The 13,346-nt window shown below is 58.3% G+C and carries 13 protein-coding genes; 7 read left to right on the forward strand and 6 right to left on the reverse strand.

Going from position 1 to position 13,346, the window contains the following annotated elements:
- The first annotated feature begins 12 nt into the window (after nucleotides 1-12).
- Nucleotides 13-588, forward strand: coding sequence for a DUF1285 domain-containing protein (locus ACXADZ_RS16675; RefSeq protein ID WP_475198055.1), 576 nt, complete (start codon nucleotides 13-15; stop codon nucleotides 586-588).
- Here the strand turns inward: ACXADZ_RS16675 and ACXADZ_RS16680 are convergent.
- Nucleotides 571-1,527, reverse strand: a complete 957-nt coding sequence (locus ACXADZ_RS16680; protein ID WP_475198057.1) for a DMT family transporter — start codon at nucleotides 1,525-1,527, stop codon at nucleotides 571-573. The genes ACXADZ_RS16675 and ACXADZ_RS16680 overlap by 18 nt on opposite strands.
- A gap of 178 nt (nucleotides 1,528-1,705) precedes the next feature.
- Here ACXADZ_RS16680 and ACXADZ_RS16685 point away from each other — a divergent pair, with 178 nt between their 5' ends.
- Together ACXADZ_RS16685 and ACXADZ_RS16690 are read left to right on the forward strand one after the other, a co-directional pair.
- Entirely contained in the window at nucleotides 1,706-2,461 is a 756-nt protein-coding gene (locus ACXADZ_RS16685; protein WP_475198060.1) for a hydroxypyruvate isomerase family protein, read from the forward strand.
- 62 nt (nucleotides 2,462-2,523) lie between these two features.
- Nucleotides 2,524-2,754 carry a DUF2798 domain-containing protein gene (locus tag ACXADZ_RS16690; RefSeq protein ID WP_475198062.1) on the forward strand — a complete coding sequence of 77 codons (231 nt, stop codon included), beginning with the start codon at nucleotides 2,524-2,526 and terminating at the stop codon, nucleotides 2,752-2,754.
- A gap of 42 nt (nucleotides 2,755-2,796) precedes the next feature.
- Here ACXADZ_RS16690 and polA read toward each other — a convergent pair whose 3' ends face one another.
- From polA to ACXADZ_RS16705, 3 genes are all read right to left on the reverse strand, one after another.
- Nucleotides 2,797-5,595 carry a DNA polymerase I gene (polA, locus tag ACXADZ_RS16695; RefSeq protein ID WP_475198064.1) on the reverse strand — a complete coding sequence of 933 codons (2,799 nt, stop codon included), beginning with the start codon at nucleotides 5,593-5,595 and terminating at the stop codon, nucleotides 2,797-2,799.
- 70 nt (nucleotides 5,596-5,665) lie between these two features.
- Nucleotides 5,666-6,136 carry a hypothetical protein gene (locus ACXADZ_RS16700; protein ID WP_475198066.1) on the reverse strand — a complete coding sequence of 157 codons (471 nt, stop codon included), beginning with the start codon at nucleotides 6,134-6,136 and terminating at the stop codon, nucleotides 5,666-5,668.
- 82 nt (nucleotides 6,137-6,218) lie between these two features.
- Nucleotides 6,219-6,395, reverse strand: coding sequence for a zinc-finger domain-containing protein (locus ACXADZ_RS16705; protein ID WP_170533977.1), 177 nt, complete (start codon nucleotides 6,393-6,395; stop codon nucleotides 6,219-6,221).
- Nucleotides 6,396-6,482: 87 nt separating this feature from the next.
- On the opposite strand from ACXADZ_RS16705, the gene ACXADZ_RS16710 reads away from it, so the two are divergent.
- The gene (locus tag ACXADZ_RS16710; protein WP_475198593.1) at nucleotides 6,483-7,472 is read left to right on the forward strand and encodes an ABC transporter ATP-binding protein; all 990 of its coding nucleotides are present in this window, start codon (nucleotides 6,483-6,485) and stop codon (nucleotides 7,470-7,472) included.
- Here the strand turns inward: ACXADZ_RS16710 and ACXADZ_RS16715 are convergent.
- Entirely contained in the window at nucleotides 7,469-7,933 is a 465-nt protein-coding gene (locus ACXADZ_RS16715) for a DUF1203 domain-containing protein (protein WP_171093074.1), read from the reverse strand. The two genes, ACXADZ_RS16710 and ACXADZ_RS16715, sit on opposite strands and share 4 nt — an antisense overlap.
- 109 nt (nucleotides 7,934-8,042) lie before the next feature.
- Here ACXADZ_RS16715 and ACXADZ_RS16720 point away from each other — a divergent pair, with 109 nt between their 5' ends.
- From ACXADZ_RS16720 to ACXADZ_RS16730, 3 genes are all read left to right on the forward strand, one after another.
- A complete protein-coding gene (locus ACXADZ_RS16720; protein ID WP_475198070.1) occupies nucleotides 8,043-10,961 on the forward strand; it encodes an error-prone DNA polymerase in 2,919 nt (972 codons plus the stop codon).
- A 48-nt stretch (nucleotides 10,962-11,009) separates the two neighbouring features.
- Nucleotides 11,010-11,423, forward strand: a complete 414-nt coding sequence (locus tag ACXADZ_RS16725) for a group III truncated hemoglobin (RefSeq protein WP_475198075.1) — start codon at nucleotides 11,010-11,012, stop codon at nucleotides 11,421-11,423.
- 143 nt (nucleotides 11,424-11,566) lie between these two features.
- Nucleotides 11,567-12,505: a DMT family transporter gene (locus ACXADZ_RS16730; protein WP_171093069.1), complete on the forward strand. Its 939-nt coding sequence runs from the start codon at nucleotides 11,567-11,569 to the stop codon at nucleotides 12,503-12,505.
- A 39-nt stretch (nucleotides 12,506-12,544) separates the two neighbouring features.
- Here the strand turns inward: ACXADZ_RS16730 and ACXADZ_RS16735 are convergent, their stop codons facing one another.
- Nucleotides 12,545-13,249, reverse strand: a complete 705-nt coding sequence (locus ACXADZ_RS16735; RefSeq protein WP_475198596.1) for an NYN domain-containing protein — start codon at nucleotides 13,247-13,249, stop codon at nucleotides 12,545-12,547.
- Nucleotides 13,250-13,346: the final 97 nt, after the last annotated feature.

Genomic DNA, 13,346 nt, shown 5'->3' on the forward strand with positions numbered 1-13,346 from the left:
ATGGCAAAAGCAATGAGCGGACAAAAACCTGTGAAACCGTCGCCGGATGGTCTGGCTGCATCAGTCAAAGCGGCCAAAACCAAGGGTTTACCGCCCGTTCACCTATGGAATCCCCCGTTTTGCGGCGATCTGGACATCCATATCGCAAAAGATGGCACCTGGAGTTATTTAGGCTCACCCATCAACCGTTTCGAGCTGGTGAAGCTATTTTCCTCAATTCTTAAGAAAGAAGATGGGAAATACTTCCTCGTCACCCCGGTCGAGAAGGTGGGAATCACTGTCGAAGACGCGCCGTTTGTCGCCGTAGATTTTGATCGTGAGGGCGAAGGCGAGCAGCAAATCCTGACCTTTACCACTCATGTAGGCGATCACGCTGTTGCAGGGTCAGATCATCCGATCCGGATCGTTATCGACCCGGTGACAAACGAACCTTCACCCTACATCATGATCCGTTCCGATCTTGAAGCACGAATAGATCGCAAAAGTTTCTATCGCCTGGTTGAGATTGGCACCCATCACGACGGCTGGTTTGGCGTCTGGTCTGGCCAAAAGTTCTTTGGGCTGATCCCGTCAACCGAGCTTGGCTGATCCTCGGGACTGCCGCGGCGCGCGGTCCTGCGCCAAGACAACGGCCAAAGCGACGACACCCGCGCCCAGCGCGCGGGTCCAGTTCCAGTCATCCCCCAGCATCAGCATGATCAGCATCACGTAAAACGGTGCGATGTTGATATGGAACGACGCCAAGGCAACCCCCAGTTTACCGACTGACGCGATGAACAGAACCTGGCTCAGCCCCATGGCAATCAGCGCATAGATCACAAGCATCCCAACCTGCTGCGCATCCACTGCTGCGCGCGGCATCACATCCATACCCATTTGCGCGGACCCAAAACAAAGAACCCCGGCCATCAGCAACCCACCTGTAAAGGTGATCGTGGTGCGCCCGGTTTGGCTGAGCTCGGGAAAGTCGCGAACCGTCGCCATACTGGCCCAGCAGAAAAGTCCGGTTGACGCAATTGCACAGACAGCGCCCAGCCCCAGTTGCGCCGGGGCATTGGCGCTGGTGGCAATCAATCCGCCCACAATCGACACCAACACGCCAATGGCAAAGTTCCACTTTAATCGCCGGGTGCCAGCGGCAAGTTCAAGCAACGTTGCTGCCAGCGGCGCGCAGGATGCAATAATTGCAACGGTCACTGGGTCCGTCAGCTTCTGAGCCAGAATCAGAAGGAACATACCGACCCCGTAGCCGAAACTGCCAACAACCATTGCCCGGCCCCATTTCGCCCTCAATACGTGGCTTGGTCCGTCAAGAATGAACCAAAGTGGCAACATCACAACGACAGCCAGCGCCAGACGCGCAGCCAGCAGCGCCACTGGTGGCCAGCTTTGCAAAAGGACCTCGGCCGCAGGAAACCCGGCCGCCCATGCCATCATCGACGCCACGGCCAGCCCGTTGCCCGACAGGGCCGAACTGCGCGCAGATGAGAACGATGCCGCGTTCCCGCTTGCGGGTTCAGGGCTCATGGCCATGGGATCAGACCTTTTTTGTTGTTTCAGCCTGGAAATGATTCGCTGATATGGCGTCACTGTCCCTGATCCTGCGGTCATGATCTGGCCGGTTTTCGACAACTTGTCGTTTTCAGTCTCTTCCCCGGAAAAGGCGTGACGGTTAGGGTCGGACTACCACAACCAAAGACCGCACATGCCCAGATTTGCCGCCAACCTGTCCCTGCTCTTTACTGAATTGTCCTATCTCGACCGGTTTCAGGCCGCCGCTGATGCTGGTTTCACTGCCGTTGAGATCCTGTTCCCCTATGACATGGCCGCAAAAGAAACCCGCCGTGCCCTATTGGCCAACGGGTTAGAGCTGGTACTGATCAACGCGCCGCCGCCCAATTACACGGGCGGCCAACCCGGATACGCAGCGGTTCCTGGCGGCGAGGCCCGGTTTCAGTCGGATATCCGCCGTGTCCTGCGCTATGCTGATGTTCTGCGCCCAGGACTCATCCACATTATGTCAGGATATGCCTCGGGGTCGGATGCGCTGAATAGCTTTGTCCAGAACCTGCAATGGGCTGCCGATAGCGCCCCGCAGCAGAAATTTACTATTGAGCCGCTCAATCCAGTGTCACAGCCTGACTACTTCCTGAACAGCTACGATCTGGCAGCCGAGGTGCTGGATCGTGTGAATCGCCCGAATGTTGGTCTGCAATATGACAGCTTTCACGCCCACATGATCCACGGTGATGCACAAGCCGTTTGGGAACAATTTCACCCGAGGGTCATCCACGCGCAGATCGGCGCGGCCCCGGACCGATCGGAACCGGGGCGCGGACCAACCGATTTCCAGAACTTGTTCTCGGCCATGGACGCGTCCGGTTACACCGGTTGGGTCAGTGCCGAATACACACCTTCGACTTCACGAACATCCCAAAGCCTTGATTGGATGCAGCCCTAGCACTGGTATTTTACAGGCAAATGTTGCAGATCAAAGGCAATACGACCTTCAGGATACCCGCCATGATACCAGCCCGCTATGCCCGCGCCGTATTCAGCCTGATCATGTCCGGCCTCATGTCCTTTATCGTGACAGGGATCGCAACAGTGAAAGCCATCGGGTTCGGCCCAAGCACATTCGAAGATTGGATGGCATCCTGGGCCTTCTGCTGGCCCATCGCCTTTACCGTCATTCTGCTGTTCGGCCCTTCCGTGCAACGTATGGTGAACCGCATGGTCAGGCCGCAGGACTGACCCGCGACGAAGAGGGCCCGCCGGGCCGGATGAGGCGCGTCGCTAGTGCGCCTCGGCCCAATTTGCGCCTTGCCCGGCATCCACACTCAGCTTGACGTCCAGCTTGACCGCGGGGTCCGAGGTCCCTTCCATCACTTCGCGCGCCACACCGATCACCTGATCCACTGAATCCTCGGCCACTTCGAACAGCAATTCGTCATGCACCTGCAACAGCATCTTGGCCGGCAGGCCATTGATCGCCCCAGGCATCCGCACCATGGCCCGTCGGATCACATCCGCTGCAGTGCCCTGAATGGGCGCATTGATTGCTGCTCGTTTTGAGAACCCGGCGTGAGGTCCCTTGGCGTTGATCTCGGGCGTATGAATCTTGCGCCCGAACAGCGTCTGGACATAGCCATGTTCTTTGGCAAAGGCGACGGTGTCGTCCATATAGGCTCTAATGCCCGGGAAACGTTCGAAGTAGCGGTCGATGAAGCCCTGGGCTTCGGCCCGCGGAATGCGCAGGTTCCGCGCCAGACCAAAACCCGAGATGCCGTATATCACACCAAAGTTGATCGCCTTGGCCTGACGGCGAATGTCGGGCGTCATCTCGTCCAGCGGCACATCGAACATCTCGGATGCCGTCATGGCGTGAATGTCCAACCCGTCCGAGAATGCCTGTTTCAAAGCCGGAATATCCGCAATATGCGCCAGAATCCGCAGTTCGATCTGACTGTAGTCGAGGCTAACCAGCACATTGCCCGGCTCAGCGATAAACGCCTCACGAATGCGTCGCCCTTCCTCGGTCCGCACCGGGATGTTCTGAAGGTTCGGATCGGTCGAGGCCAAACGTCCCGTATTCGCCCCGGTGATGGAATAAGACGTGTGCACCCGCCCGGTATCGGGGTTGATATGGGTCTGCAGCGCATCTGTGTAGGTCGATTTCAGCTTGGACAGCTGCCGCCAATCCAGCACCCGGCGCGGCAGTTCATGCTCGGTCGCAAGATCTCCCAAAATGTCCGCCCCGGTCGAATATTTCCCGGTCTTCCCCTTCTTGCCACCCTCAAGACCCATCTTGTCGAACAGAATCTCACCCAACTGCGCGGGCGATCCAACATTGAAAGTCTCACCGGCCAGCTCGTGAATTTCAGCCTCTAATCCGGCCATTTTCTGCGCAAATGCGTTGGACATACGGCTCAGCACATCGCGGTCCACCTTGATGCCATGCATCTCCATCTCGGCCAAGACGGGCACCAGGGGGCGTTCCAACGTCTCGTACACCGTCGTCACTTGGACCTGATGCAGTTGAGGCTTGAACAGTTGCCAAAGACGCAAGGTGATATCCGCATCCTCAGCGGCGTAGGCCGTGGCCTCATCAATTGGAACCTTGTCGAATGTGATTGCGGATTTACCCGATCCCAGCAGCGGCTTGATCGGGATTGGCGTATGGCTCAGATACCGCTCGGACAATGTGTCCATTCCATGCCCATGCTCGCCGCCATGCATCGCATAAGACATCAACATCGTGTCGTCGATTGGGTCAACGTTGATGCCATGGCGCGCAAAGATCTTGGCATCGTATTTCATGTTCTGCCCGATCTTTAGGATCGACGGATCCTCGAGCATCGGTTTCAGCAAGGTTAGAGCCTCATCCAACGGCATCTGACCCTCAGCCAATGCATCCGAGCCGAACAGATCATCGGCGGCCCCATCGCGGTGGGTCAGCGGGATATAGCAAGCCTCACCAGCTTCAACACAAAGCGAGACGCCGACCAGATCGGCGATCATCTCATTCAGACCGGTGGTTTCGGTATCGACAGCGACCCAACCGCGTTCATAAGCCTGATCGATCCACTTTTGCAGGGCCTTGGCGTCACGAACACACTCGTATTTCGACGCATCAAACGGAGTAAGCGTTGCCTCTGGTTCTTCAGCCGCAGGCGCAGGCGCGTCAGCAATCACCGGAGCTTCGGCCCCCAGTTTATCTGCGATGCGCTTGGTGAGAGTGCGAAACTCCATCTCGGCCAGGAACCCCAGAAGGGTTTCGGCATCCGGGTCTTTGACCTCAAGATCGTCCAGAGTGAAATCCAGCGGCGTGTTTTCGTCCAATTGCACCAGCTTCTTGGACAGCTCGATCTGGTCTCGTTTTTCCATCAGCGTCTGGCGGCGCTTAGGCTGTTTGATCTCTTCCGCGCGATCCAGCAGCGTTTCCAGATCGCCATATTCATTGATCAGCAGAGCTGCGATTTTCACGCCAATCCCAGGGGCACCCGGCACATTGTCCACCGAATCCCCGGCCAAAGCCTGCACATCGACCACCCGTTCGGGCCCAACACCGAATTTCTCGATAACCCCGTCCCGGTCGATGCGCTTGTTCTTCATCGCATCCAGCATCTCAACGCCGTCGCCGACCAACTGCATCAGGTCCTTGTCGGAACTGACGATGGTCACACGGCCCCCGGCCTCACGCGCCTGAACGGCCAACGTGGCGATGATGTCGTCGGCCTCGTACCCTTCCAATTCCTTGCAGGCGATGTTGAAGGCTTTCGTCGCCTCGCGCGTCAGGGGCATCTGCGGGCGCAGGTCCTCGGGCATCGCCTCGCGGTTGGCCTTATACAGATCGTAGAGATCGTTCCGGAACGTGTGCGAACCCTTGTCGAAGATCACCGCGACATGAGTTGGCGCATCCGGTCCGGCGTTTCCCTCGACATATTTCTGCAGCATGTTGCAGAAGCCCGAGACCGCCCCGATCGGTAATCCGTCGGATTTTCGAGTCAGCGGAGGCAGCGCGTGATAAGCCCTGAAAATAAAGGCCGATCCGTCGATCAGATGCAGGTGACACCCTTTTCCAAAATTGCTCATGCGCGCTCTCCCTGTCGGTCAGGGATGGTTCTGCCACAGGGGCAGGCGGGTGACCAGTCAGGAACGTGTGTTAGCCACCAAAGAGGCCGCCGAAAACGTCCGAGAAACTGTTCAGAAGCGCCATGATCACCAGAACGCCGAGGAAAGCGAAGAAAGCGAAGGCGAAGAACTGGAACAGGATCGCGCCAGTTCCAATGGCCATTCCGGCGATGGCCGGGCGTCGTTTTTCGTGACGAAGAATGCCAATCACCGAGACAACAATTGCCAGCCCACCCAGCATAGCCACACCAATTTGCAAGTAATCGTCCAGGTCGCGGGTTTGGGCCACGGGTGCAGGCTGCTCAAGCCCGGCTGCGGCCCGCAGGGTGGACTTGCCAAGCTCAGCCGCCAGTTCACCCAATGAAACGCCGGTGGAGTGTTGCAGCGCAAAAGGACCGGCCCAAAACACAAACAACGCAGCGAATAAAGCCAATGCAGCAAGGAAAAACCCGATCCAACCAAAAACCGGGTTGGCCGTGTCAGTGGCAGTCATGTCGGTCATCACACTCACCTACGATGGTTGTACCAACGCACTACCACGAAAATCGCGGCGAGATTTGGGCGAAACCCGGTTAGGCGGGCAATCAGCCCTGTTCTGTGCCCTTCAGAACATATTTGCAGTCGCAATAGGGGCACTCGACCCAGCCGGTGTCTTCGGGGATTTGCAGCCACACGCGCGGATGCCCCAACGCACCTTCACCGCCATCACAGGCAACACGGGTGGTTTCGACGATCTTGGTTTCCGGCGCTTCGATGGTCACGGCTGGCGATCCTTCTTCGGTTGTCGGCCTCGCGGGCATGTACTAGGTGCGTTTATGAGCGATGAGCAAACCGGGGGCAAGAGCCACATGAGCGATGCGGCAATCAGGATCGAAGGGCTGCGCAAAACCTATCGCGGCGGCAAGGGCCAGCCCGAGAAACACGCGCTGAAAGGCATATACCTGACCGTTCCGCGCGGGTCGGTGTTTGGGCTGTTGGGGCCAAACGGGGCTGGGAAATCGACCCTAATCAACATTCTCGCTGGGCTGGTTGTGAAATCGTCCGGCAAAGTTTCAATTTGGGGATTCGATCAGGATCAGAACCCGCGCCAGTCGCGTGCCGCCATTGGCGTGATGCCGCAAGAGCTGAACCTGGACCCGTTCTTTTCCCCACGTGGCGCGTTGGAGGTTCAGGCCGGTCTGTACGGCGTGCCAAAGGCGCAGCGCCGCAGCGATGAGATTCTGGAACTTGTGGGTCTCAGCGACAAGGCCGAGGCGTATGCCCGCACGCTGTCGGGCGGGATGCGGCGGCGGCTTTTGCTGGCCAAGGCGCTGGTGCATCACCCGAAGATTCTGGTGTTGGACGAACCTACGGCAGGTGTGGATATCGAACTGCGTCAAATGCTGTGGACCAATGTGCGCAAACTGAATGAACAGGGCATGACCATCATCCTGACCACGCATTATCTCGAAGAAGCGCAAGAGATGTGTGACGAGATCGCCATCATCAACCATGGCGAAAAGATCGCTCAGGACAGCACCGCCAACCTGCTGGGTCGGATGGACAGCCGGACGATGGTGATCGTCCCGGACAGTCCCGTGGTGAATCTGCCGGTAACGGAAGGGGTCGAAGCCGCGCTGCGCGGCGATGGCAGCCTTGTGCTGCAATATCAGGGCAATCAAACCAGCGCCGAGCAGGTTCTGGAAGCCGTTCGTGCCGTGGGTATTCGCATTCGCGACGTGCGTACCGAGGAAGCCGATCTTGAGGATGTGTTCCTTGCACTGACATCGTCGCGCGCCGAGGAACCTGCTGACGATCAGGATCAGCCGCGCCGGGGAATGCACCGCGTTAAGCTTTAGGCGCGGTCGATCCGCGCCTGATAGCAGTTGTTTCTGGCCGAGCGGACATGGATATAAGCGATATCCGGTCGAGCAAAGATGCCCTTCACCGCTGCGCCGATCTGCTCCATGGGCGTGATCGCCCCGGTGCCATAGACGATCCTGTCATCCGCACCATAGCCCTTGATCAGGTAGTCAGGAGAGGTGGTCAGAATCTCGGGCATCTCTTCCCCCTCATACCGCTCGCACGGTGCGGCACACAGAAAGATCGGGCCGGTTTCCGCATACGGATGTGTCTCTAAAAAAGGACGATGGGCCAATATCAGCATCTCTTCGCCTTCGGGAATGTTCTGTAGGCAGTGGCGGCAAGGGTTGCCTGTACCCGTCGAAACGGTGCGCTCGGGCGTAGCGCCATAAGCGTCCGGCGCTCCAGCTTGAAGGGCGCGAACTTCGGATGTGGGCAGTGCGGTTATCTTGAACATATCGGGTCTCCTTTTTGCCGACCCTGCCGATCTGATCGATCTCAAGCGACCCGTTTTCTGCGCAAAGGACTCGAAAAAGAACAAAACGTGAATATAATAGTGACTCGCCATGTATGCCGAGCTGTCGATAACATCGAATTTCACCTTCCTCACCGGGGCCTCGCACCCCGAGGAATACATGGAGCGCGCCGTCACCCTGGGCCTGCCCGCCATTGCGATTGCCGATGACAACTCGGTCGCCGGGATTGTCCGCGCCCACACCCAGGCGCGCGAGATTACCCGCAAGGTCCGCGAACGGCTGGAGTGGGAAGAGCAGAACACCTCCATCGGCCCACCCTGCCCTGACCACATCCCCAAACCGCCCTCGTATCCGATTCACGCAGTGCCGCGCCTGATCCCAGCCGCGCGGCTGATCTTTACCGATGCACCCACCGTCACCGCCTTGCCGCTGAACCGACAGGGTTGGGGCAACCTATGCCGCATCCTGTCCACTGGTCGCCTGCGTGCCGAGAAAGGCGACTGCATCCTGCACCTGTCCGACCTATTGAAGTTTTCCGACGGCCTCCACCTGCTGCTCTGGCCACAAGTGGACAGATCCCAAGGCGGCGCGAGCGCGTGGAGGACACAACCGCAACAGCTGACGCGCCGCTTTGCCGGTCGGATAAACCTGTTGATGCACCCTCGATACGATGGTGCAGACAGCGCATATTTCTCTTTGTTAGAGATTGAATCAAAGCAATTGGGCATCCCCACCCTCGCCAGTGCCACACCGATGATGCACCACGGCGCGCGTCGTAAGCTGGCCGACGTTCTGACCGCCATCCGCCTGCGCCGTAAGGTGGATGATCTGGGCCGCGAAGCGCTTGCCAATGGGGAACAGCGCCTGCGATCCGAGACCGAGATGTTGCGCATCTTCAAAGGTCACGAGGGCGCTGTTGCCCGCGCCCATGAACTCAGCATGCAACTCACATTCTCGCTCGACGAGCTGCGCTATGAATATCCCAGCGAAGGCAGCGAACTGGAAACTCCGACCCAACGCCTGCATCGTCTGGCGCATGAGGGGCTGAAATGGCGCTATCCTGCGGGCGCGTCGGATAAGGCTCAGAAGATGTTGGCCCATGAGCTCACGCTGATCGGCAAACTGAAATATGAACCCTACTTCCTGACCGTCCGCGACATCGTCCATTTCGCCCGATCTCGGGGCATCCTGTGCCAGGGGCGTGGTTCGGCAGCCAATTCGGTGGTCTGTTTCTGCCTCGGCATCACCGAAGTCAGCCCCGAAATGGGTACGATGGTGTTCGAACGCTTTGTCTCTGAGGCGCGTGACGAACCGCCCGACATTGACGTGGATTTTGAACACGAACGCCGCGAAGAGGTGATCCAGCACATCTATGACCGCTATGGCCGCGAACGCGCGGGGCTCTGCGCCACGGTCGTGCATTACCGCGGCAAGCGGGCCATTCGCGAGGTCGGCCGTGCTATGGGGCTGACCGAGGACACGATCTCGGCGCTGTCCTCGCAGCTTTGGGGCTTCTTTTCGACCGTCGGGCTTGAGGCGCACCGGATGCGCGAGATCGGCCTCGATCCCGAGGACCGTCGCCTGAAACAGACTCTAATGCTGGTGTATGAGATTGACGGTTTCCCCCGTCATCTATCCCAGCACGTCGGCGGTTTTATCATAACAGAGGGGCGTTTGGACGAGCTTGTTCCCATCGAGAACGCCACGATGGAAGACCGCACGATCATCTGCTGGGACAAGGATGACATCGACTCGCTTGGCATCCTCAAGGTCGATGTCCTCAGCCTTGGGATGCTCACCTGCATCCGCAAGGCGTTCGATCTGATTGGTCAGCACCACCAGACCAGCTATACACTAGCAACCCTGCCGCCCGAGGATCCGGTGGTCTATGACATGCTGTGCAAAGCAGACAGTATCGGTGTGTTTCAGGTTGAATCACGTGCACAGATGAACTTCCTTCCCCGGATGCGGCCGCGCAATTTCTATGATCTGGTGATCGAGGTCGCCATCATCCGCCCCGGCCCCATTCAGGGCGACATGGTTCACCCCTATATCCGCCGCCGGAACGGAGAGGAGGAGGTCAGCTTCCCCTCGGACGAACTGGGTGAGGTGCTGGGTAAAACGCTGGGCGTGCCGCTGTTTCAGGAACAGGCGATGCAGATCGCCATTGTGGGTGCGGGGTTCACCCCGGAACAGGCCGATCGGCTGCGACGGTCGCTTGCAACCTTCAAAAAGCATGGCAATGTCAGCGAATTTCGCGCGCTGTTCCTGCGCGGAATGAAGCGCAACGGGTATGATGACGACTTTGCCGAGCGCTGCTTTTCACAGATCGAAGGCTTCGGGTCCTATGGCTTCCCTGAAAGCCACGCGGCCAGCTTTGCGCTACTGGTCTATGCCAGCGCCTGGATCAAATGCCACCATCCCGGGATTTTCGCCTGCGCCCTGCTGAATTCACAGCCGATGGGGTTCTATGCCCCTGCCCAGATCGTGCGCGATGCGCGGGAACATGGGGTGCAGGTGCGTCCGGTCTGCATCAATGCCAGCTTCTGGGACAACGTGATGGAGCCCGACGGCCATGGCGGGCTGGCCCTGCGGCTGGGGTTCCGCCAGATCAAGGGCCTCAGCGAGGAAGACGCCAGCTGGCTGACCGCCGCGCGCGGCAACGGCTACCATCAGGTCGACGATGTGTGGCGTCGCGCGGGTCTGGGGCCGTCGGTGATCGAACGCCTGGCCGAGGCCGATGCCTTCGCCGCCTGCGACCTGACCCGGCGCGAGGCATTGTGGCAGGCTAAGGCGATTGCAACCGCCAAGCCCTTGCCCCTGTTCTCGCAAGATATGGAAGGTGAGGCGCTGGACGAGCCCGAAGCCTATCTGCCGCAAATGACATTGGGTGAGCAGGTGGTCGAAGATTATGTCGCCACCCGCCTCAGCCTGCGGGCGCATCCGGTGGCCTTGCTACGGCATCTGCTGACGCCCGAGCCGCGCGACAAAACCACGCCTGTTGCATGACGGCTGAAGGGGATACTTCCCCGGGACAGAGTCGAATTTGGTGACCTCATGACCAGACCCATCCTGCCGCCGCGCTTTCCGGCGACACCCGATCAGATCAATGCGCAGGTCCACGCCTTCTATGCCCGCGTACGTGAAGACGCTGTGCTAGGTCCGGTCTTTGCCAACCATGTCACCGACTGGCCCGCGCATGAGGAAAAGATCGCCGCGTTCTGGCGCAACGCCATCTTGTTTGAACGCAGCTATGACGGCAATCCACAGCGGGTCCATATCGAACGGCCCGATGTAAAACCCGCGATGTTTGCCCACTGGTTGGACCTGTTCGAAGAAGTAGCCACCCAGACGCTGCCACACGAAACCGCAACCCCATGGGTCGCGCTGGCCCGGCGTATCGGCGTGGGGATGAAGGCAGGCGTGCAATCGGCCCGTCAACCCAAAGACGCGCCACCGATCCTGCGTTGATCCCTCTGCATGGCGGCTTTGCCATGTTAGCGGTAAAATAGGGGCTATGCGGACCGCAAAAATGGGGTTACTCAAGGGCAAGACAGCCCCTTTGCGCTGCCACGGCACAGTGCCACCACACCGACATCACCCGAGGCCGATCCATGAGCACTCAAAACACCACCCTCAGGGGCCTTGGTTTCGCGTTTGCGGGATTCGCGGTCTTTGCCAGCCACGACGCGCTGATCAAGGTGTTGGGCGGGACCTATTCGGTGATGCAGATCATCTTTTTCGCCACGCTGTTTTCCTTTGTGCCAATGGCCGTATCCATGCTGGCCGACCGGACACCCAGCAACTTCCGTCCGCATCATCCCTGGCTGGTGCTGTTGCGCTCGGGCCTTGTGGTCACATCCATGGTCTGCGCCTTTTACGCCTTTTCGGTGCTACCACTGGCCGAGGTCTATTCGCTGCTGTTTTCCTTCCCGCTGATTGTGACCGTCCTGTCGATCCCCATTCTGGGAGAAGTTGTGCGCGTCCAACGCTGGGCCGCGGTCGGTGTTGGTCTGATCGGCGTTCTGATCGTTCTGCGCCCGGGCGCGACAGACATCACACTCGGCCACCTCGCCGCCCTGACAGCCGCATTTTGCAGCGCGTTTGGCTCTGTTCTGGTGCGCAAGATCGGGAACGAGGAACGATCCGCCGTGCTGATCCTCTATCCTATGCTGCTGGCCATTCTGGTCATGAGCCTTGCGCAGCCGGCTGTATATCAGCCTCCATCCCTGCTGCATCTGGCGATGATGGCGCTGGTCGGCGTGTTTTCGGTCATCGCGCAGCACCTGATCATCCTCGCCTACCGCGCGGCACCCGCCGGGGTCGTCGCGCCCAGCCAATACAGTCAGATCATCTGGGCCACGATTTTCGGCATGGTCTTCTTTGGGGAACACCCGGACGGCTGGGTCGCCGTCGGGGCCAGTATCATCATTGCGTCCGGTGTCTTTGTGGTCTGGAGGGAGAGTCGCTCTAACACCACGTCTGTGAACACCCCGGTTCTGCGGGTACGGTCTCCACGATCAGATACAGGGGCGTCGCGACCGGGTGAGTGAAATCGATGCAGACTAGGCGCTACATTTTCCGAGAACAGCTCACTTTCCAGCTTTCAATCTGACTTTGTAGTCACCGTTTGCCCCTTGCTCATCAAACTTTCCTGTCGCACGAACCAAATCGCTTAGCTTGGAAAAGCCATAGCTTCTGGGGTCAAAATCAGTATAGATTTTGTTAAGCTGGCTACCCACAAATCCTAGTTTTAACCAACCTTCAGGCTCGTCAGAATTGCGCATCACGTTTCTGATCAATTGAAACGCATGGTTCAACTCGCGTTTCGGAACCTGACTATCAGATTGCTTTCCGTTCGATGCGCCGGCTTCAATATTTTCAATATAAATAAATCTATTACACGCCGCCACAAACGCCTTGGGCGCTTTACTTTTACCAATTCCAAAAACATCCAGCCCTTGCTCTCGAACGCGACTGGCCAGACGAGTGAAATCGCTGTCCGACGACACCAGTACAAACCCGCCAAATCGACCGGAATGCAGGATGTCCATCGCATCTATGACCAGCGCGATGTCACTGGAGTTTTTTCCGGACGTATTTGCAAATTGCTGTTGGGGAACGATTGCGTATTCCGCCAATGATCCAGAATTCCAACCCTGCGGCGACCCGTTCGAAAAATCTCCGTAGATCCGCCTTAGGCTGGCCTCGCCCAAGGTGGCGATTTCTTCAAAAATCTCCGGCGCGTGTTTTGCGGGTACATTCTCTGCATCAATAAGGACCGCCAAGCGATCCATGCCTGCTGTTGTCACTGAAATTCCTCAAACAAAAGTAATTCGTATTGCGGAATGTAGTAACGAAAAAGGGCGAGCAAAAGCCCGCCCTTCGAGATTA

The organism is Ruegeria sp. ABM4_193 (assembly GCF_056158705.1).